The organism is Streptomyces sp. NRRL S-1022, from assembly GCF_000720135.1.
In the GTDB taxonomy this organism is placed as follows: domain Bacteria; phylum Actinomycetota; class Actinomycetes; order Streptomycetales; family Streptomycetaceae; genus Streptomyces.
In genome coordinates, this window is record NZ_JOIU01000029.1 from 20226 (window position 1) to 41248 (window position 21023).

General features: G+C 74.2%; 14 protein-coding genes and 3 tRNA genes. 9 read left to right on the plus strand and 8 right to left on the minus strand.

Annotated features, from left to right (window positions below):
- Window positions 1-89: 89 nt before the first annotated feature.
- The 5 genes from IG05_RS0133820 to IG05_RS0133840 all read left to right on the plus strand — a co-directional run bounded on the left by IG05_RS0133820 (window position 90) and on the right by IG05_RS0133840 (window position 7678).
- Window positions 90-479 carry a CU044_2847 family protein gene (locus IG05_RS0133820; protein ID WP_037815181.1) on the plus strand — a complete coding sequence of 130 codons (390 nt, stop codon included), beginning with the start codon at window positions 90-92 and terminating at the stop codon, window positions 477-479.
- Entirely contained in the window at window positions 476-2158 is a 1683-nt protein-coding gene (locus IG05_RS0133825; RefSeq protein WP_030347891.1) for a trypsin-like peptidase domain-containing protein, read from the plus strand. The genes IG05_RS0133820 and IG05_RS0133825 overlap by 4 nt, the downstream gene beginning before the upstream one ends.
- A gap of 32 nt (window positions 2159-2190) precedes the next feature.
- Complete coding sequence (locus tag IG05_RS0133830; RefSeq protein ID WP_030347892.1) at window positions 2191-3213, plus strand: AAA family ATPase; 1023 nt, start codon at window positions 2191-2193, stop codon at window positions 3211-3213.
- Entirely contained in the window at window positions 3203-6448 is a 3246-nt protein-coding gene (locus IG05_RS0133835) for an SAV_2336 N-terminal domain-related protein (RefSeq protein ID WP_051790540.1), read from the plus strand. The genes IG05_RS0133830 and IG05_RS0133835 overlap by 11 nt, the downstream gene beginning before the upstream one ends.
- 192 nt (window positions 6449-6640) lie before the next feature.
- Complete coding sequence (locus IG05_RS0133840; protein ID WP_030347894.1) at window positions 6641-7678, plus strand: rod shape-determining protein; 1038 nt, start codon at window positions 6641-6643, stop codon at window positions 7676-7678.
- Between the two features lie 19 nt (window positions 7679-7697).
- On the opposite strand, the gene IG05_RS0133845 is transcribed toward IG05_RS0133840, so the two are convergent.
- The 6 genes from IG05_RS0133845 to IG05_RS0133880 all read right to left on the minus strand — a co-directional run bounded on the left by IG05_RS0133845 (window position 7698) and on the right by IG05_RS0133880 (window position 11962).
- Window positions 7698-8660, minus strand: coding sequence for a sensor histidine kinase (locus tag IG05_RS0133845; protein WP_030347895.1), 963 nt, complete (start codon window positions 8658-8660; stop codon window positions 7698-7700).
- Window positions 8657-8977, minus strand: coding sequence for an STAS domain-containing protein (locus IG05_RS0133850; protein WP_030347896.1), 321 nt, complete (start codon window positions 8975-8977; stop codon window positions 8657-8659). The genes IG05_RS0133845 and IG05_RS0133850 overlap by 4 nt, the downstream gene beginning before the upstream one ends.
- Window positions 8978-9969: 992 nt before the next feature.
- On the minus strand, window positions 9970-11223 hold the full coding sequence (locus tag IG05_RS0133865; protein WP_030347897.1) for a M20 metallopeptidase family protein: 1254 nt from the start codon (window positions 11221-11223) through the stop codon (window positions 9970-9972).
- 338 nt (window positions 11224-11561) lie between these two features.
- Window positions 11562-11635, minus strand: a tRNA-Ile gene (locus IG05_RS0133870).
- 175 nt (window positions 11636-11810) lie between these two features.
- Window positions 11811-11883: transfer RNA gene (locus tag IG05_RS0133875), tRNA-Asn, on the minus strand.
- 6 nt (window positions 11884-11889) lie between these two features.
- A tRNA-Asn gene (locus tag IG05_RS0133880) sits at window positions 11890-11962 on the minus strand.
- 158 nt (window positions 11963-12120) lie between these two features.
- Between IG05_RS0133880 and IG05_RS0133885 the strand changes: the two genes are divergently transcribed.
- The 4 genes from IG05_RS0133885 to IG05_RS0133900 all read left to right on the plus strand — a co-directional run bounded on the left by IG05_RS0133885 (window position 12121) and on the right by IG05_RS0133900 (window position 17693).
- Entirely contained in the window at window positions 12121-12426 is a 306-nt protein-coding gene (locus IG05_RS0133885; RefSeq protein WP_030347898.1) for a hypothetical protein, read from the plus strand.
- 63 nt (window positions 12427-12489) lie between these two features.
- Window positions 12490-13929: an FGGY family carbohydrate kinase gene (locus IG05_RS0133890; protein WP_030347899.1), complete on the plus strand. Its 1440-nt coding sequence runs from the start codon at window positions 12490-12492 to the stop codon at window positions 13927-13929.
- A 102-nt stretch (window positions 13930-14031) separates the two neighbouring features.
- Window positions 14032-15765, plus strand: a complete 1734-nt coding sequence (locus tag IG05_RS0133895) for an ABC transporter ATP-binding protein (RefSeq protein WP_030347900.1) — start codon at window positions 14032-14034, stop codon at window positions 15763-15765.
- Window positions 15765-17693, plus strand: coding sequence for an ABC transporter ATP-binding protein (locus IG05_RS0133900; RefSeq protein WP_030347901.1), 1929 nt, complete (start codon window positions 15765-15767; stop codon window positions 17691-17693). The genes IG05_RS0133895 and IG05_RS0133900 overlap by 1 nt, the downstream gene beginning before the upstream one ends.
- 31 nt (window positions 17694-17724) lie before the next feature.
- Here IG05_RS0133900 and IG05_RS0133905 read toward each other — a convergent pair whose 3' ends face one another.
- Together IG05_RS0133905 and dnaG are read right to left on the minus strand one after the other, a co-directional pair.
- Entirely contained in the window at window positions 17725-18924 is a 1200-nt protein-coding gene (locus tag IG05_RS0133905) for an RNA polymerase sigma factor (RefSeq protein WP_324605035.1), read from the minus strand.
- A 167-nt stretch (window positions 18925-19091) separates the two neighbouring features.
- Complete coding sequence (gene dnaG, locus IG05_RS0133910; protein ID WP_030347903.1) at window positions 19092-20996, minus strand: DNA primase; 1905 nt, start codon at window positions 20994-20996, stop codon at window positions 19092-19094.
- Window positions 20997-21023: the final 27 nt, after the last annotated feature.

The window sequence follows — 21023 nt, forward strand, 5'->3', positions numbered from 1 at the left end:
GAGTGTCGGCGCAAAGGGCGGACAGGTCACCCCCCTTGCGCCACAATGGAGTTGGTCGTGGATCAGGAGTGCGGGGGTCGGTCGGCGTCATGAACAGGCTGGTGGAGTTCACCACGGAGGACGGCGCCGTGGTCGTCGTGGAGAGCGCGGACACGGTGGGCGGCGCCAAGCTCGTCTCCCGCGGTGAGGGCCCGGCCGCCCAGGCCACCCGTACCTTCGAGGGCGCCCTCGACAGCGTGCGCGCGGCGGCCCACTCCGCGCTGCGGGTCTTCCGGGACGGCAGCCTGCGGCCGGACTCGGTGGAGCTGGAGTTCGGGGTGAAGCTGAGCGCGGAGGCCGGCGCGGTCATCGCCAAGGGCGCGGCGGAGGGGCAGCTGGTGGTGCGGCTGGCGTGGTCGTCGGAGCGTGCGGCCGCCGGACCCGCCCCGGCCGCGGCCACACCGGCGAACGGCGTTCCGGGGCCGGCCCTGCCGGCATGAGGGACGCTTCCTGGCAGGCCCGGATCGAGTGCGGGGGCCTGGTGGCGGGGGCGGGGTTCCTGGTGACCCCGAGCACGGTCCTGACCTGCGCGCACGTGGTGCAGGACAGTGAGCCGGACACCCTGACCGTGTCCTTCCCGAACCGGCCCGACCTGCCCGCGCTGCCCGCGACGGTGGCCGTGCACGGCGGCTGGGCGGGCGGCACCGCCGACCCGGGCGACCTCGCCGTCCTGGAACTGGCCGGGGAGGTCCCGTTGCGCCCGGCCCGGTTCGCCCCGCCGGACGCCTGGCACCGGCCGGCCGAGTGGGTCGTGGAGGCGTACGGCTTCCCGGCCGGCTACGAGGAGGGCCAGCTCGCCCGGTACCGCGCCGTGTCCACCACGCGGGTCGCCGGCCAGTGGGTGCAGCTGGAGGCCGTCACCGCCCACGGCCAGCCGTTGACGGAAGGCTTCAGCGGCGCCGCGGCGGCCCTCCCCGACGGCCGGGTGGTCGGCATGATCGCCCAGCGGGCGGGCGAGCCCGGCGTCCTGGTGGCCCGGATGCTGCCCACCGAGACGCTGGCCCGCCACTGGCCCGGTCTCGGCGCGCTCGTCCCGGCCCGCGACGACGGCGAGGACCCGACCCCGCGGCTGTACGAGCTGGTACGGCGGGCCGAGGCCACCGGCCTCGCGTGCTCGCCGGACCAGCTGTTCGTGGACGCCGTCGGCCCCTTCGGGCCGGAGCTGCCGCCCGGCGGCTTCCCGTCCCTGCGGGCGGCGGTCGGCTATGTGCAGTGGGAGGTCGTGCCGGCGGCGGAGGCACTGGCCCGGCTCGGCGACCGGCTGGCGGAGCTGCTGGACGGGCCCGCCACGGGCCCGGCGCGGACCGCGCCCTCGGGCGACCGGGCCCCGATCCTCGTCGAGATCGACCACAGCGGCGCGGGCACCGACCAGGTCACGGTCTCGGTGTCGGCCTACCGCGACGGCCGGCGGCGCCCGGTCGGCACGGCCCGGCTGGCCCGCGACGAGGTGCGGGAGTACGTGCAGCGGGGCATCGACCGGGCCTTCACCCATCTCGCGCCGGACGCCGAGGAACTGCTGGCCTTCGTGCTGCCCCGGGACCTGCTGAACCTGCCGGTGGCGCACTGGGCGTGCAGTACCGACGACCCCACCCCGCTGGGCTGTGCCCACCCCGTCGTCGTCAACGACCGCTACCGGCACCACAGCGGCCGGCTGCGGCACAAGCTCGGCAAGAAGTGGCGGAAACTGAGCACCGGCTCCGGCACCCCGCTGCACCGCGTCGACTGCGGCACCCCGGAGCACCCGCCCGGCCTGCGCAGACGCCTGGGCGAACAGGACGCCGCCCTGGTGGGTTTCGCCGCGCCGCCCGAGGGGCTGCCCGAGCACTTCGCCGTGGGCCTCACCCTGCCCGTGCCGGTGCTGGTGTGGCCACGCTCGGGCTGCCCCGGCCCGGCCGGACACCCCGAGCCGTGCCCCGGTACGGCGTTCCTGGACGCCCTGGCGCCCTGCGTCGAGGGCGTCCCGGCGGCCGAACTCCCACGCCACATACAGGCGTTGCGGGAGGAGGCCGAGGCCGCCGAGGAACCCGGGCGGCACTGGGCGAGGGACGTCCAGCTGCTCTGGGACGACCCACGGTGCTTTCCCGAGCCCCCCGCCAGCCTGCACTCCCCCGTCACCTGACGCCGCCCGCCCGTGACCGAAGGATCCCTCCCATGCCCCTGAGGCCCGTGTACACCGGCACAGCGGAGCCGCACGACGGCATCACCGAGCTGCCCCCGCCCCCGCCCTGGCGGGCCTTCGACGGCGAACCGGTGCTCGCGACCCCCGCCGCCACCGCCGACGCGGCGGCCACCTCCCCCGACCGCGCGCACCGCGCCGCCACCTACCAGCCCACCCCGCAGACGGTGCACCTGGTCAACGCGGCCCTCTACCTGCGCCGTCCGCTGCTGGTGACCGGCCCGCCCGGCACCGGCAAGTCCTCGCTGGTGTACGCGGTGGCCCGCGAGCTGAAGCTCGGCCCGGTGCTGCGCTGGAACATCACCAGCCGCAGCACGCTGCACGACGGTCTGTACCAGTACGACCCGCTCTCCCGGCTGTACGCGGCCCGGCAGGCGGCGGCCGGCCCGGGGACCGCCGTCCCCGAGTCGGCCGTCGAGGACCATCTGCGGCTCGGCCCGCTCGGCACCGCCCTGCTCCCCTACGCCCGCCCCCGGGCGCTGCTCATCGACGAGATCGACAAGAGCGACCTGGACCTGCCCAACGACCTGCTCAACGTCCTGGAGGAGGGCCAGTACGAGATCCCCGAGCTGGTCCGGGCCGCCCGCCAGACCCCGCGGGCCCAGGTGATGGCCGACGGCACCCACGACCGGGTCGCCGTGGACGGCGGCCGGGTCCGCTGCCGCGCCTTCCCCTTCGTGGTGCTGACAAGCAACGGCGAGCGCGAGTTCCCGCCCGCGTTCCTGCGCCGCTGCGTCACCCTGCGGCTGCGGCAGCCCGACGACGCCCAGCTGGCCGCCATCGTCGACGCCCACTTCGACGGCGACCCCGGCGCCTACGCCGAGGCCCTGATCGCCCGCTTCCTGTCCCGTGCGGGCGGCGGCGAACTGGCCACCGACCAGCTGCTCAACGCGGTCTACCTGGCCCGCTCCGCCGACGTGTCCGCCGAGTCCCTGGACGAGCTGGCGGAACAGCTCATGCCGTACCTCGGTGAGGCGCAGCACCCCGATGCGTTCTGACCCCCCGGGCACCCCGGACCCGCTCGCCCGGCTGGCCGACGCCCTGGCCGGAGCGACGGGCGGGGCCCGCCCCACCCCGCTGGAGCTGGCCGAACTGCTGTGGCTGGCCCGGCAGCTGGACGGCGGCGACCCGGTGACCGGGGACGAGCGGACGCCGGCCCCGCGTCCGCGCCCGCAGGAGCGCCCGCCGGAGCCGTCGCGGCGGCCCCCCGCACGGCCCCGGCCGCGACCACCCGCCGACAGCCCGGAGCCGGATCCCCCGCCCGCGGCGCCCCCGCGGCAGCCCGCCCGCACACCGCTCCACCTGCCCGCCCCGGACACCGGGACCGGCCGGTACGCCCCCCTGCGGGCGCCCGCCCCCGCGATGATCCGCCACCCGCTGGCGCTGCAACGCGCGCTCCGCCCCGTCCACCGCCGTACCGACGCACCGGCCGGTCACCGGCTGGACGAAGAGGCGACGGCCGACCGCGCCGCCCGGCTCGGCGCGGCACCGGAACACTGGCTGCCGGTCCTGCGGCCCGCCCGGGAACGCTGGCTGCGGCTGAACCTGGTCCACGACACCGGCCCCACGATGCCCGTCTGGCGCCCCCTGATCCGCGAACTTCACGCGGTGCTGAGCCAGTCGGGCGTCTTCCGCACGGTGACCGCGGTCCCCGCCACACCCGACGGCCGGGTCCCCGGCCACCGCGTGCCCGACCCGGCCGACGGCCGCACCGTCACCCTGATCGTCAGCGACTGCATGGGGCCGCAGTGGCGGCCGGGCCCCGCGGGCGACCGGTGGCAGGCGACCCTGCGCCGCTGGACGCGCCGGCTCCCCGTGGCCGTCGTCCAGCCCCTCCCCGAGTACCTGTGGCGCGACACCGCGCTGCCGGCCGAACCGGGCCTGCTGCGGGCGCCGTTCCCGGCCGCCCCGACGGCGGCGCTGTCCTTCGTCCCGTACGACGCCGACCCCACGCCGTACCGCGCGCCGGACGTCGTCCCGCTGCCCGTCCTGGAGCCGGAACCCCGCTGGGTGGCCAACTGGGCGGGACTGCTGGCGTCGGCGGACGGGACGGCCCGGCCCGCGTCGGCGGCACCGCTGGGACGGGTGCCGGACGCCGCGACCCGGACGGACCTGACCCGGCTGACCCCCGAGGAACTGGTCCTGCGGTTCCGCGCGACCGCCTCGCCGGAGGCCTACCGCCTGGCCGGCCACCTCTCCCTGGGCCGCCCGGACCTGCCGGTGATGCGCCTGGTCCAGCGGGCGGTCGAGCCCGATCCGCGTCCGCAGCACCTGGCCGAGGTCATCGTCGGCGGGCTGCTGACCGTGACGGACGGGCCGCCGGGCTCGTACGCCTTCCGCCCCGGCGTCCGCGAGCTGCTGCTGCGCGGCCTGCCCCGGTCGTCCCGGGGCCGTACGGCGGAACTGCTCGCCCGGGTGGGCGCGCTGATCGACGAGCGCGCGGGGTCGGCCCCCGGGGAGTTCCGGGCGGTGGCACCGGTGGCGGTCGGCACGGGGGCGGCGGGTCCGGCCGCGGAAGGGGAGGCGTTCGCGACGGTACGGCCGGACAGCGTGCGCCGGCTGACCGGAGACGGGCCGCGGACGGTGCCACCGGCCCTGGAGAGCCGTTACCGGCTGCTGCGCCGGATGAGCCCGGGCGGGTCCACCTGGCTGGCCGAGGACCCGGAGACGGCCCGGACGGTGGTCCTGCGGCTGCACCGGCCGCTCACCGACCGGTGGCGGCGCGCGGCCTTCCTGCGGGAGGCGAACGCACTGAAGGAGCTGCGCCACCGGAACGTGGTGAGCGTCCACGACGCCGGCATCGAGGGAGACGTCCCGTACGTCGTCATGGAGCACCTGGACGGCATCCCGCTGAACGCCCTGGCGGCACCCGGCGGCTACCGACTGCCGGCACCCCTGACGGTGTCCGTCGGGGCGCAGCTCGTGCGCGCCCTGGAGGAGGCACACAGCCACTGGGTACGGCACGGCGCAGTCGGCATGTCCCGGGTCGTCCTGCTGCCCGACGGAACGGTGAAGCTCACCTCGTTCGAGCCGGGCCAGTCCGCCAAGGTGCCGAGGGACGAGGACCTGCGGGCGCTGGGCGAGCTGATGCTCCAGCTGGCCGCCGGGAGCACGCGGGAGGGCCCGGAAGGCCCGCTGCCCCATCTCCCCGAGCGGTTGCGCCCCCCGTACGCGCGGGCGCTCACCCTGATGTCGACGTCGCTGTACCGGTACGGCGGTGCGCTTCGGCTCTGCGACGACCGCCTGCTGGCCCGCGCCCGGGAGGCGTACGACCAGCGGCGCAGCTACACCGTCCTGGGGCCGTTGACCGTCCGAGTGGGCGGGCGTTCCGTGGAGTTGGAGCCGCTCGCGGGCGCGCTGCTCGCCATGCTGCTGCTCCGGCACGGCCGCGGGGTGACCCACGACGAGCTGCGGGCCGGCCTGTGGGGCGCCGCCGAGGAACCGGGGGACGCGCTGGCCGTACTGGGGCGGCTCGCGTCCGGGCTGCGCGCGGCCCTGGGACCCGGTGTCCTGGCCACGCTCCCCGACGGCTACGCCCTGCACACCAGCGCGGACCGCGTGGACCTGCTCCGCTGCCAGGACCGGGAGCGCCGGGCGACCGAGCTGGCCGCCCGGCAGTACCCGCAACGCGAAGCCGGAGCCCGGCTGGACGAGGCACGCCGCCTGCTGGACGAGGCACTGGGCCTCTGGCGCGACCCCGGCCCGCTCGCCGGCGTGCCCGGCCCCGCCGCCCGTACCGCCCGGAACCGCCTGCTCCGGCTGCGGCACGCCCTGTACCGCAAGCGCGCCGAACTCGACCTCGACCGGGGCCGGTACGAGCGCGCGGCGCAGGACCTCTCGGAGCTCTTGCGGGCGTACCCGGCCCGCGAGGACTACCGCCGTCTGCTGCTGACGGCACTGCGGCACCTGGGCCGGCTCGACGAGGCGCTGGAGGTGTTCGAGGAGTACACCCTCTCCGGCGGCCGGGACCCGGAACTGCTCGCCCTCGGACACGAGCTCCGCGCGGACCACGACGCGCCCTGGGACGACACCGGCACCGAACCCGACGACCGTACCGCCCACGGCCCGCAGCTCTCGCAGCACCCCGTCCCGCCGCCGGACGAGCTGCCGCCGGGCAGCTTCCCCACCGAGGAGTGGCTGCCCTCGCTCCTGGGGACGGGGGACGAGGACGAGGCGGTGGAGGCGGACGACGACCCCGGCGCCCGCGGTGACGACCCTCCCCCGCCCGCCTGACGCCCCGTCGTCTTCCAGCGGACCCGTGTCCGACCATGCGACACGCCGGTGTTCCCCCGGGAACCGCCCGTTCGGCGGCGCCCCGCCCGGCCCTCTCCAGCGGGCGCCCGCCACCGGGCGCCGCACAGGATGCTGTCAGAGGCCCGCCGACCGGACGGCGCCTGAAGGCCCGCGCACTCGGGAGGATCCGCCGTGACCGTCAGCCTGGAGCAGTTGCGCCGCTGCCATTTCGCCGTCGACCTGGGTGCGGCGCGCACCCGGGTGTACGTGAAGGGCACCGGCCTGGTCGTCGACCAGCCCTCGGTCGCGGCCGTGAACACCCGTACCGGCGGACTCATCGCCGTGGGCGAGCTCGCGGAGAAGATGACGGGGCGCACCCCGGACTACATCAGGGTCGTACGGCCCGTCGCCGGCGGCACGGTGGTGGACATCGAGATGGCCCAGCGGATGCTGCGCCACCTGCTCGGCGACAAGATGCGCCGGGCGCTGCGCCGCAAGCCCCGGCTGCGCGCGGCGGCCTGCGCGCCGCACGACGCCGATCCGCTGGCCCAGCGCGCCACGATAGAGACGCTGGTCGGGCTGGGGGCCCGGCGGGTGGAGCTGGTCGACACGCTGATCGCCGCCGCGGTGGGGTGCGGGCTGCCGGTGGAGCGGCCCGAGGCCACCATGGTCCTGGTGTGCGGGGCGGCGGCGACCCAGGTCGCGGTGCTCTCGCTGGGGTCGATCGTGACCGCCGAGCGGATCCCGGTGGGCGGCGAGGCGGTGGATTACGCGATCGTGCAGCACCTGCGGCACGAGCACGAGCTGATGCTGCCCAGCCAGTCGGTACGGCCGCTGACGCTGGCCCTGTCCGGCAACGGCCTCACCCCGCACGGCCCGGCGTCGACGGAGATCCACGGCCGGGACGTGGCGACGGGGCTCGCACGCAGTGTGCGGGTGGACACCGCCGCCGTGCGCGACGCGATCCAGACCCCGCTGACGGCCGTCCTGGACGCCATCGGCAAGGTGCTGCGCGACTGCCCGCCCGATCTGGTGGCCGACCTCGCCGACCGGGGGATCATGATGGTCGGCGGTTCGGCGCTGCTGCCCGGGTTCGACCAGATGCTGCGGCAGGCCACGGGGATGCCGGTGCACATCGCGGAGCGGCCCGACGTGTGCGCGGCGCAGGGCCTGGGCGCCATGCTGGAGGGCCGGATCGAACCGCTGGCCCTGAACCCGCTCGCCGCCTGAGGCCGCTCGGGCGGCGCCGTCAGCGGCCCAGGTAGGAGCGGATCGTCGTGCCCTCCGGGCCGGTGTGGGCGCGCACCAGGTCGGACAGCAGGTTGACGAGGAGCAGTCCGCGTCCGCCGCGCTGGTCGCGGGAGGCGGGGCGGCGGCCGGCCAGCGGGTCGGTGAGGCGGCCCCCGTCGCGGACCTCGCACAGCACGTACCCGTCGTCGGACCACACCGTGAGGACGCCCGTGCCGCCGCCGTGGACCACGCTGTTCGTGGTCAGCTCGGCGGTGACCAGCGCCAGGTTCTCCAGGGCCAGGCCGGTCAGGCCCAGCCCGGCGCCGTGGTCGGTGGCCAGGTGCCGGACGGCGGACAGGGAGTCCTCGTCGAAGGGGACCGCGAGCACGCCCGGACCGGCGCCGGGGGCGGCCGGCAGCGGCTCGTTGTAGCGGGCGACCACGCCGTCGGGGTCGTAGGCCGCGCTGGGCCGGCCGGCCGCGGAGCCGGCGGGGATGACGACGGGGTGGGTGGCGTGCGCGTCGGCGAGCGCCCGCTCGTCCAGCCGGGAGGTGTCGTACGGGCACAGGATGGTGACCTCGCGGCCCCGGAACGCCGTGTTGATCAGTGCCTCGTGCTGGGCGCAGGCCGGGTACTCGGCCGGGCTGCGGCCCGCCCAGACGGGCTCGCCGATGATGTGGACGCGCCGGCCGGGCGGCTGGGTGTCGGCGAAGGCGCGCAGCACGCCGGGGATGATCCGGCCGGGGTTGCGTCCGGCCTCGCGCATGTCCAGGAAGCGGACGGCGGCGCCGTCGGCCCCCAACTCGTCCTGGATCAGCCGCAGGTTCTCGCCGGGGACGGCGACCGCGACGGGCGCGTCCGCCGCGAGCGCCGCGCGGACGAAGGGCACGGTCCCGGCCAGGTACTCCCCGGGGTCGCCGTAGAACAGCGCGGGGTGCACGAACGGGTCGGTGTGGTCCAGGGATTCGGACGTCCCGGTCAGCACGCCGACACCTCGATCCCCGGCAGACCGGGCCACAACAGCTCCAGTATCCGCGGTACGGCGTCCGGTGGCCGGTCCAGGACCAGTCGGCGCCCGCCGCCGAGGCTGCGGGCGGCGTCCGCCAGCGCCCCGACGCCCGCGACGTCGACGAAGGTCAGCGCGGAAAGCTCCAAGTGGTACACATCCTCGCCCTCGCGTACGGCCCGCTCCAGCGCGCGCTCCCAGATACCGCGCGTCGGCAGGCTCACCTCGCCCGCCGCCCGGAACCCGCTCCTCCCGGGCAGCGGGTGCACGTCGAGCCGCGGTGCCACGGGCATCGGCTCGGCGGCGACCGGTTCGGGTCGCGCCGGGTCGGGTCCGCTCACGTCGTCTCCCACCCGCACAGATACATGAGTGCCCAGTATGCGCCTTCCCGCGACCGGCCGGGGTGTGGGCCGGGCACGGTGGACGGACGGGGGCCGGACGAGAACCGGACGACGAGCGGCGGCCGGGCGCTTGGCCGTCGACGGCCGCACGGAGGGCGACGGGCCGTCCTGACGGCGCGCGGTGAGCCGGCCCGTGGCCGCACGGACACCCTCACCGGGACGCCGGCGGCCCCGCTCGGGACCCGCTGGGCGCCGCTCGCGACCCGCTGGGCGCCGCCCCGCCCGTGGGCCTGCCCGCCCGTACGGTGTCCGCGGTGGCCGCGGGAGCGTGCCGGGCGACGGGGCCTGCCGCGCCCGGTGACCTGGCAGCCGCGCCGGGCGAGGGACTCGCGCGCGGCCCGCCGGGTCAGTACGGCAGGATGCGCCCGGAGGGAGTCCTGCGGTCGATCTCCTGCCCGCGCGGCGCGGCGGGGCGCCGGCTGACCCGTACCCTGATCCGACGGTCCATGACGCCCTCCTGCTGCCGACACCCCCCGGCTGGACGCCGGTAGGAGGTCCGTGCCCAGGAGTCGGCCGGTTCAAGCCTGACCGGGCCAAGTCCTGCGGTCACCCGGACGGTTGACGGCCCGTCGGCACGGCGCCCGCTACCGGGGCGGGCCCGGAACACGGCGTCGGCGGTCGGTTCGGCTCGGCCACCGTCAGGGTGACGGCCCGTCCGCCGCGCGTGCGTGCGAGAGGGACCGTGCGCATGCCGCCCTCGCCGAGCCGGCGCTCGACGGGGTATCCCCGATGCGTCCCATGCCGACCGGCACGGCCGCCGGACCCGACCCGTCCATGCCCAGTCCGGACCCGGCGGCCCAACCCACCCGGCGGGCCGGCCCGGACCCGGCGGCCCGGCTCGTGCCCTGCTCCGGCCGGCCGGGTGACCCGTAGGTCCGCAGCGGTCACCGGCCGGGCTCCGGGCCGCCGCCGGCGAGGAAGGCCAGCGCCACGGCGGCCTCGCAGGCGATGCCCGTCGAGATCACGTCCTCGTCGATCTCCATGCGGGACGAGTGCAGCGCGGGGGCCTCGTCCGGTGTCCGGCCCGGCGGGCAGGCGCCGAGGAAGGCCAGGGCACCGGGCACCGCCCGCAGCACGTAGGAGAAGTCCTCCGCCGTCATGTACGGGGCCGGCAGGACGCCGGCCGCGTCGGGACCGAGCGTGCCGGCGGCGGTCCGCAGGACGAAGCGGGTGAAGTCGGCGTCGTTGACGGTGACCGGATAGCCGGTCTCGACGGTCGCCTCCGCCGTCGCCCCGTGCGCGGCGGCCACGCCCCGGGCGACCCGGGCGATCACCTCGTGCAGCCGCCGCCGGGTCGGTTCGGCCAACGTGCGCAGGGTCCCCGCGAGTTCGGCGGTGTCCGGGATGACGCCGGGGGCGGTGCCCGCGGTCAGCCGGGTCACGCTCAGCACGGCACTGTCGTCGGCGGCCACGCCCCGGGTCACCGCCGTCTGCAGGGCCAGCACGATCTCGCAGGCCACGGGGACCGGGTCGCAGGCGGTGTGCGGGGCGGAGGCGTGCCCGCCGCGGCCCCGGACCACGACCCGGAACCGGTCGGAGGCCGCCATCTGCGGCCCCGGCCGCAGCCGCACCGCGCCCGCCGGCAGGTTCGGGTGGACATGCAGTGCGAAGGCGGCGTCCGCGCGGGCCCCGGACGCCTCCAGCACCCCTTCCTCGATCATGTGCCGGGCCCCGTGCTCGCCCTCCTCGCCGGGCTGGAACATGAACACCACCCGCCCGGCGAGCGTGTCGCGCCGCCCGGCGAGCAGCCGCGCGGCGCCCACCAGCATCGCCATGTGGGCGTCGTGCCCGCAGGCGTGCATCAGACCGGGGTTGCCCGAGGCGAACGGCAGCCCGGTGGCCTCGGTGACCGGCAGCGCGTCCATGTCGGCGCGCAGCAGGACCGTCGGACCGCCGGCCGCGCCGTCGAGGGTCGCGGTGACGGAGGACAGGGCGCGCCCGGTACGGATCCGCAGGCCGAGGCCGTCGAGCGCGTCGAGGACGAGGCGCTGGGTGGCGGGCAGGTCGAGGCCCTGCTCCGGTCCGCGGTGCAGGGCACGGCGCAGCGCGACCGCCCCGGGGGCCAGCCGGCGGGCCTCGTCGAGCAGGGCAGGGCCGGTGTCCGGGGTGCCGTGCGCGGCCCGGGGCGGAGGTGTCATGCGGCCGTTCTCCTTCCCGGGCCCGGCCCTCGGCGGCACGGCCCGCAGCGGCGGCACCCCGTCGCCGTGCGGCCCTTGAGGTGCTGCACCCCTCACCGTAAGGACGGCAGGGCGGTGCCGGACAGTCCGGGGCGGCCCGGGTGCGTGGGATCCGGACACGGCGGGCTGCGGACAGGACGGCGGACTCCGCGTCCCGGCCACGGGTCGACTCTCCGCGGACCAACGGGTATTGGCGGTGCCCGGTCTCGAAAGGATGAACGGTGGCCGCCGCCTCGGCGTGGCGGCCACCGTGATTCCGTTCCCGCAGGTCGCATCGATTCTGCGTCTGCAGTCTCCGGTGGGGCGGGTGGGACTCGAACCCACGGCCGACGGATTATGAGTCCGCTGCTCTAACCGGCTGAGCTACCGCCCCATAGCGGCGTGTCGCGTACAAGTGTGCGCGCCGTCTGCCGCAGCATAGCCGCTCATACGATCTCCTGCCTCGGATGGTCGGCTTCCTGCGCTGCTCATGGCCTTGAGGACAGCACCGCGGGCGCGGCGGTTCCCGGGAACATGAAAAAGGACCCCTGAGGGGTCCTCGTTCAGCGCTCCCCCGACTGGACTCGAACCAGTAACCTGCCGGTTAACAGCCGGCTGCTCTGCCAATTGAGCTACGGAGGATCGAAGCTCCCCCGACTGGACTCGAACCAGTAACCTGCCGGTTAACAGCCGGCTGCTCTGCCAATTGAGCTACGGAGGATCGCCTCGTTGCATCGAACGTACCTACCTGGGTATTCGCCAGGGGGCGGGCGCTCGCTGCGACACATACATTAGCGCAAGCAGGGGGGTGCTCCGCCAATCGGTATCCCTCGGCGCCAGCGCCGCACCAGAGACCTACACACGGGAAGGGTGGCAGCCATGCGCTACCGGCTCACGTTCCTCGCCGGACTGGCCCTCGGTTACGTATTCGGCACGAGGGCCGGACGCGAGCGCTACGAGCAGCTGAAGAAGTCGGCCCGGCAGATCGCGCGGAACCCCGCGGTCCGCAACACCGCCGAGACCGCCGCCCAGCAGGGCCGCTCCTACGCCGGCAAGGCCTTCCACACGGTCAGCGACAAGGTCGGCGACCGGGTGCCCGAGTCCGTCGCCCAGCGGGTCCGCTCCCTGCGGGAACGCAATGTCGACGGCACGGGCGGGGACGACTGGGGCACGAGCAACACGTAAGGGTCACGCACCCGCGCCCGGGGCAGCACAGCCACCCCCGCCGATACGGCAAAATCCTCAGGCATGGGGATAGTCGCCGGCTTGGACAGCTCACCGGAGTTCACGCGCATCGTGGTCTGTGACGCAGACACCGGTGCCGTCATACGGCAGGGGTATGCCCCGCACCCGGTGGAGGGGCGCCCGAGCGATGTCGACCCCCAGGCGTGGCTGCTCTCGCTCGGCGAGGCCGCCGGCGGCGGCCTGCTGGAGGGCGTCCAGGCCATCGGGGTGTCGGCGCAGCAGAACGCGGTGGTCCCGCTGGACGCCCAGGGCAACACCGTCCGCCCCGCCCTGGTCGGCGGCGACAAGCGCGCCCAGGTCGCGGCGGCCGACCTCGTGGACGCGCTCGGCGGCAGGGAGGCCTGGGCGCAGGCGGTCGGCTGCGTCCCGCAGGCGGCCCAGCCGGTCACCAAGCTGCGCTGGCTCGCGAAGAACGAGCCGGAGAACGCGCTGCGCACGGCCGTCCTGCTGCAGGCCCACGACTGGCTGGTCTGGCAGCTGCTCGGCCGCCCGCTGCGCAGGACCACCGACCGCGGCGGGGCCTCCGGCACCGGGTACTGGTCAGCCGCCACCGGCGGCTACCGGCCCGACCTGGTCGAGCTGGCGCTCGGCCACCAGGCGGTGCTCCCGGAGGTGATCGGCCCGTCGGACGCGGCCGGTACCACCCCGGAGGGCCTGCTGATCTCCGCCGGCACCGGGGAGACCATGGCCGCCGCGTTCGGGCTCGGGATCGGGCTCGGGGACGCGGTGGTGTCCCTCGGCGCGTCCGGCTCCGTGATGGCCGTGCACCCGGAGGCGCTCGCCGACCAGTCCGGGATGATCACCTCGCTCGCCGACGCCACCGGCATGCACCTGCCGGTCGTCACCACCCTGAACGCCGTACGCGCCCTGCGCGGCACCGCCGAACTGCTCGGGCTGCCGGACCTGGAGAGCCTGTCGGACCTGGCGATGAAGTCCACGCCGGGGGCGCACGGGCTGGTGCTGCTGCCCTATCTGGAGGGTGAGCGGACGCCGAACCTGCCGCACACCGCGGGGACCCTCGCCGGACTGCGGCGGGAGTCGATGAAGCCCGAGCACCTGGCGCGGGCCGCGTTCGAGGGCATGCTGTGCGGGCTCGCCGACGCGCTGGACGTGCTGCGCGGGCGGGGCGTGGAGGTGCGCCGGATCTTCCTGCTCGGCCCGGCCGCCGAACTGTCCGCCGTGCAGGCCTCGGCGCCCTCCCTGTTCGGCGCGCAGGTCGTCGTACCGCAGCCCGCGGACTACACGGCGATCGGCGCGGCCCGGCAGGCGGCCTGGGCGCTCGGTGTGTCGCAGGGCACACTCGATCCGCGCAACCCGCCGGCGTGGCAGGGCGCGGCGGCACAGGTGCTGGAGCCGGGTGAGGAGCTTGCCGTGGGACAGGCGGTGCGGCAGCAGTTCACCGCGGTGCGCGAGCAGACCCATCCGGGCGCGTTCCGCCCCTGAACCCGGTGAGGTTAATCGGTTGGGGTAACGCCGGTGGAGTGCACGACGATAGGGGCCAAGGGCAACCGACCAGCCCCTGTCGCCGACTCCGAGAGACGTAGCGTGCTCATACGACTTCTGCGGACCTATCTCAGGCCCTACAAGAAACCCATCGCTCTCCTGGTGGCGCTGCAGTTCCTGCAGACCTGCGCCACCCTCTACCTGCCCACTCTGAACGCGGACATCATCGACAACGGTGTCGTGAAGGGTGACACGGGTTACATCCTGACCTCCGGCGCCCTGATGATCGGCATCTCGCTGGCCCAGGTGGTGTGCAGCATCGGTGCCGTCTACTACGGCGCCCGGACCGCCTCCGCGCTCGGCCGGGACGTGCGCGGGGCCGTCTTCGACCGGGTCCAGTCCTTCTCCGCGCGTGAGGTGGGTCACTTCGGGGCGCCCTCGCTCATCACCCGTACGACGAACGACGTGCAGCAGGTCCAGATGCTGGCCCTGCTGACGTTCACCCTGATGGTGTCGGCGCCCATCATGTGTGTCGGCGGGATCGTGCTGGCGCTCGGTCTGGACGTACCGCTGTCGGGGGTGCTGGTCGCGGTGGTGCCGGTGCTCGGCATCTCCGTCACGCTGATCGTGCGCCGGCTGCGGCCGCTGTTCCGGTCGATGCAGGTGCGGCTGGACACGGTGAACCGGGTGCTGCGCGAGCAGATCACCGGCAACCGGGTGATCCGCGCCTTCGTCCGGGACGAGTACGAGCAGGGCCGGTTCGGCGGCGCCAACGCCGAGCTGACCGAGATGCAGCTGGCCACCGGCCGGATGCTCGCCCTGATGTTCCCGATCGTCATGACGGTGGTGAACGTGTCGTCCATCGCGGTGGTGTGGTTCGGCGCCCACCGGATCGACAGCGGCCAGATGGCCATCGGCGACCTCACCGCGTTCCTCGCCTACCTGATGCAGATCGTCATGTCCGTGATGATGGCCACCTTCATGTTCATGATGGTGCCGCGCGCGGAGGTGTGCGCCGAGCGCATCCAGGAGGTCATGGACACCGATTCCAGCGTCGTACCGCCCGCGGCCCCCGTCACCGAGCTGCGCGCGCACGGGCACCTGGAGATCCGGGGCGCGGGCTTCCGCTATCCGGGTGCCGAGGAGCCGGTGCTGAAGTCCATCGGCCTGGTGGCCCGGCCGGGCGAGACCACGGCCGTGATCGGCTCCACCGGCAGCGGCAAGTCGACGCTGCTCGGACTCGTCCCCCGGCTGTTCGACGCCACCGAGGGCGAGGTCCTGGTGAACGGCGTGGACGTCCGCGAGGTCGACCCGGAGCTGCTGGCCGCCACGGTGGGCCTGGTGCCGCAGAAGCCGTACCTGTTCGCCGGCACCGTCGCCACCAACCTGCGCTACGGCAACCCGGACGCCACCGACGAGGAGCTGTGGCACGCGCTGGAGGTGGCGCAGGCCAGGAACTTCGTGAGCGGGCTGGAGGGCGGCCTGGACGCGCCGATCGCGCAGGGCGGCACCAACGTCTCCGGCGGTCAGCGGCAGCGGCTCGCCATCGCCCGCACCCTGGTGCAGCGCCCGGAGATCTACCTCTTCGACGACTCCTTCTCCGCGCTGGACTACGCCACCGACGCGGCCCTGCGCGCCGCGCTCGGCCGGGAGACCGCCGAGGCGACCGTCGTCATCGTCGCCCAGCGGGTGGCGACCATCCGGGACGCGGACCGGATCATCGTGCTCGACGAGGGCCGCGTGGTCGGCTCCGGCCGGCACGCCGAGCTGATGGCGTCCAACGAGACCTACCGGGAGATCGTGCTCTCCCAGCTGACGGAAGCGGAGGCCGCCTGATGGCCGGGCCCATGGGACGCATGATGGCCGGGGGCGGCCCCGACCAGCGCTCGATGGACTTCAAGGGGTCGGGCAAACGGCTCGTCACCCAGTTCAAACCGGAACGGCTCACGATCTACGGCCTGCTGCTCTGCGTGCTCGTCAGCGTGGGCCTCAACGTGATCGGCCCGAAGATCCTCGGCCGGGCCACCGACCTGGTGTTCGCCGGCATCATCGGCCGGCGGATGCCGGACGGCGCCACCAAGCAGCAGGTGCTCGACTCCATGCGCGAGCGCGGCCAGGGCCGGATCGCGGACATGCTGAAGGGCACCGACTTCACGCCGGGCAAGGGCATCGACTTCGATGCCGTCGGCAGCGTCCTGCTGCTGGCGCTCGGCACGTTCCTGGTCGCCGGTCTGCTGATGGCGATCGCGACCCGGCTGGTGAACCGGGCCGTGAACCGCACGATGTACCGGCTGCGGGAGGACGTGCAGACGAAGCTGTCGCGGCTGCCGCTGTCGTACTTCGACAAGCGCCAGCGCGGTGAGGTGCTGTCCCGGGCGACGAACGACATCGACAACGTCGGGCAGACGCTCCAGCAGTCGATGGGCCAGCTGATCAACTCGGTGCTGACCGTCATCGGCGTGCTGGCGATGATGTTCTGGGTGTCCTGGCTGCTGGCGCTGGTCGCGCTCGTGACCGTGCCGCTGTCGTTCGTGGTGGCCACCCGGGTCGGCAAGCGGTCGCAGCCGCACTTCGTGCAGCAGTGGCGCTCCACCGGCAAGCTGAACGCGCACATCGAGGAGATGTACACCGGGCACACCCTGGTGAAGGTGTTCGGCCGGCAGCAGGAGTCGGCGCAGCAGTTCGCCGAGCAGAACCAGGCGCTGTACGAGGCCGCGTTCAAGGCGCAGTTCAACAGCGGTGTCATGCAGCCGCTGATGATGTTCGTGTCGAACCTGAACTACGTGCTGGTGGCGGTCGTCGGCGGACTGCGGGTCGCGTCCGGCGCGCTGTCCATCGGTGACGTGCAGGCCTTCATCCAGTACTCGCGGCAGTTCTCGACGCCGCTGACCCAGATCGCGTCGATGGCCAACCTGGTGCAGTCCGGTGTCGCCTCGGCCGAGCGGATCTTCGAACTCCTGGACGCGGAGGAGCAGGAGGCGGATCCGGTGCCGGGCGAGCGGCCGGAGGAACTGCGCGGCCGGGTGCGGCTGGAGCACGTGTCGTTCCGGTACGAGCCGGAGAAGCCGCTGATCGAGGATCTGTCGCTCACGGTGGAACCGGGGCACACGGTGGCGATCGTCGGCCCGACCGGCGCGGGCAAGACCACGCTGGTCAACCTGTTGATGCGGTTCTACGACGTGTCGGGCGGCCGGATCACCCTCGACGGGGTCGACATCCGCGGCATGACCCGGGACGAACTCCGGTCCGGGATCGGCATGGTGCTCCAGGACACCTGGCTGTTCGGCGGCACCATCGCGGAGAACATCGCGTACGGCGCCTCGCGCGAGGTCACGCGCGGCGAGATCGAGGAGGCGGCACGGGCGGCGCACGCGGACCGCTTCATCCGTACGCTGCCCGACGGGTACGACACCGTGATCGACGACGAGGGCACGGGCGTCAGCGCCGGTGAGAAGCAGCTGATCACCATCGCGCGGGCGTTCCTGTCCGACCCGGTGATCCTGGTGCTGGACGAGGCGACGAGCTCGGTCGACACCCGTACCGAGGTGCTGATCCAGAAGGCGATGGCCAAACTGGCCGCGGGCCGCACGTCGTTCGTGATCGCGCACCGGCTGTCGACCATCCGCGACGCCGACACCATCCTCGTGATGGAGAACGGCTCCATCGTGGAACAGGGCGCGCACGCCGAGCTGTTGGCGGCGGACGGAGCCTACGCCCGGCTGTACAAGGCGCAGTTCGCCCAGGCCGTGGCCGAGGTGGACTGAACGCCGGGGGCCGCCGCACGGCGGCGGCCCCTCAGTCCAGGTAACCCCTCAGCTGGTCCGCGAACGCGTGGTCGCGGAGCTTGTTGAGGGTCTTGGACTCGATCTGCCGTATCCGCTCCCGGGTCACGCCGAAGATGCGGCCGATCTCCTCCAGTGTGCGCGGGCGGCCGTCGGCCAGGCCGTACCGGAGCTGGACGACCTTCCGCTCGCGCTCCCCCAGCGTGGACAGCACGGCTTCCAGGTGCTCGCGCAGCAGCAGGAACGCGGCCGACTCCACGGGGCTCGCGGCGTCGCCGTCCTCGATGAGGTCACCGAGGGCGACGTCGTCCTCCTCGCCGACCGGGGCGTGCAGCGACACCGGTTCCTGGGCGAGGCGCAGCACCTCGCCGACCCGCTCGGGCGGCAGGTCCAGGTGGGCGCCGACCTCCTCGGCGGTCGGCTCGTAGCCGCGCTCCTGGAGCATCCGGCGCTGGACGCGGACGACCCGGTTGATCAGCTCCACGACGTGGACGGGGACGCGGATGGTGCGGGCCTGGTCGGCCAGCGCCCGGCTCATGGCCTGCCGGATCCACCAGGTGGCGTAGGTGGAGAACTTGTAGCCGCGCGCGTAGTCGAACTTCTCCACGGCCCGGATGAGCCCGAGGTTTCCCTCCTGGACCAGGTCGAGCATGGTCAGCCCGCGGCCGACGTACCGTTTGGCCACGGAGACGACCAGCCGCAGGTTGGCCTCGATGAGCCGGCGCTTGGCGACGCGGCCCATGACGACGAGCCGGTCCAGGTCGAGCGCCAGCTCGCTGTCCAGGTCGGGGGTGCTGCCCAGCTTCTCCTCCGCGAACAGGCCGGCCTCCACGCGGCGGGCGAGTTCCACCTCCTCGGCGGCGGTGAGCAGCGGGATACGGCCGATCTCGCGCAGGTACTGGCGGAACAGGTCGGCGGAGGGGCCGCCGGACTCGGCCCGGGCGGGGACCGGCACCTCGACGGGTTCCGCGGGTTCGTCCACGAGCGCGTCGGCGGGCGGTTCCGCCTCGGGATGCAGGGCGGCACGGCTCTGCGGGGGCACGGCCACGAGGACGTCCGTCTCCGCGTCCGGCTCGTCCGCGGTGGTGCTGGTGGCGCTGGTGCTGTCGGCGTTCTGGGTGAGGGTCCGGGTCTGCACGGGGGCGACCTCCAGGATGATCGCTGCTGAAGGTGAGCGGCAGCGTGCGCTCCGAGGCTCGGGCACCGCCCCCAGTGTGGAGTACGACACAACTCCGCCACGAGGGTCGTGCGGTGACTTTTTGCGTCCGTTCCGTCACCGGCCGGTGATGCGTCCCGGTGGACTATGCGACGGGCAACTGCGGGCCGTCCGGTCCGGGCGACGAGGTCGCGGCTTCAGGCGATCACCGCCCGCCGGCCCCGCTACAGCGCCTCCGCGCCCCGTACGCGCAGGGCCTGGTCGTACTGCTGGAGGACCCACAGTTCGTTCTGTACGGCGGCCAGCTGGGCGGGGTCGCCGGTGGTGGCCAGGCGGGTCATCTGGGACTGGATGTCGCGGATGCGGCGCTCGACGGCGCGGCGGCGGATCTGGACGAGGACCGTACCGGCGTAGGTCTCGTCCACCGTGCGGCGCAGGATCGGTTCGACGGCCAGCTCGGTGACCATCGCGCGGACCGTGTCGTCCGGTGCGGCCTCGCGGACGCGGACCAGGTACTCCTGCGGGTCCGGGACGCCGTACTCGGCGCCGCCCGCCTCCGCGACGGCCCGGCGTACGGCCGCGTAGGGCGGGGCCGTGAACTCGTCCACGCCGTAGGCGTCGAAGGCCGGGGAGACCAGCTCGGGGCGCTGGAGGGCGAGTTTGAGCAGTTCGCGTTCGGCGGCGAAGACGGGGTTGCGCAGGGTCAGTGCCGGGCCGGAGCCGGCGGGGCGCGGCGCCTCGGTCCACTGGTGCTGGGCCTGCCGGGAGCGGCCCTGCTGCTGCGGGCCCTTGCCCTCGCGGTTCCAGCGGGCCAGCTGGGCGACCCGGCGGACGACGAACTGGGTGTCGAGGATGCCGAGCATGCCGGCCAGTTCGACGGCGACCTCGTGCTGGGCGCCGCTGTTCTTGATCTTGGCGACGACCGGGGCGGCCTCGTCGAGGGCGGCGGCCCGGCCGGCCGGGGTGTCCAGGTCGTACCGGCCCACGATCTGGCGGAGCGCGAACTCGAAGAGCGGGGTGCGGGGTTCGGCCAGGTCGGCGACCGCCTCGTCGCCCTTGGCCAGCCGCAGGTCGCAGGGGTCCATGCCGTCGGGCGCGATCGCGATGTAGGTCTCGGCGGCGAACTTCTGGTCGTCCTCGAAGGCGCGCAGCGCGGCCTTCTGCCCGGCCGAGTCACCGTCGAAGGTGAAGATCACGCGGGCCGAGCCGTTGTCCATCAGGAGGCGGCGGAGGATCTTGATGTGCTCGCCGCCGAAGGCCGTACCGCAGGTGGCGATGGCGGTGGTCACCCCGGCGAGGTGGCAGGCCATGACGTCCGTGTAGCCCTCGACCACCACCGCGCGGCTGGACTTGGCGATCTCCTTCTTCGCCAGGTCGATGCCGTACAGCACCTGGCTCTTCTTGTAGATCGCCGTGTCGGGCGTGTTGAGGTACTTGGGGCCGTTGTCCGCCTCGTACAGCTTGCGGGCGCCGAAGCCGACGACCTCGCCGCCGATGTCCCGGATGGGCCACATCAGGCGGCCCCGGAACCGGTCGATGGGTCCCCGGCGGCCCTCCTGGGACAGGCCGGAGAGGACCAGCTCCTTGTCGGTGAAGCCCTTGCCGCGCAGGTAGCGGGTGAGGTGGTCCCAGCCCTGGGGGCTGTAGCCGACGCCGAAGTGGACGGCGGCGGCCTGGTCGAAGCCGCGCTCGGCGAGGAAGATCCGGCCGGTCTCGGCCTCGGGGCTGGTGGCCAGCTGCTCGGCGTACCACTGCGCGGCGATCTTGTGGGCCTCGACCAGGCGGATGCGTTCGCCGCGCTGGTGCGCCGGGTTGTACCCGCCCTCCTCGTACCGCAGCGTGATGCCGGCCTGGGCTGCCAGCCGCTCGACCGCCTCCGAGAAGGAGAGGTGGTCCACCTTCATCACGAAGGTGATGGTGTCGCCGCCCTCCTGGCAGCCGAAGCAGTGGAAGAGTCCCTTGCTCGGGCTGACCTGGAAGGACGGCGACTTCTCGTCGTGGAACGGGCACAGCCCCTTGAGGTTGCCGCCGCCCGCGTTGCGCAGCTGGAGGTACTCGGAGACCACGGCGTCGATCGGGACCGCGTCCCGTACCGCCTTCACGTCCTCGTCGTTGATCCGTCCTGCCACGCGTGAATTCTACGGGGGCGCGGTGAC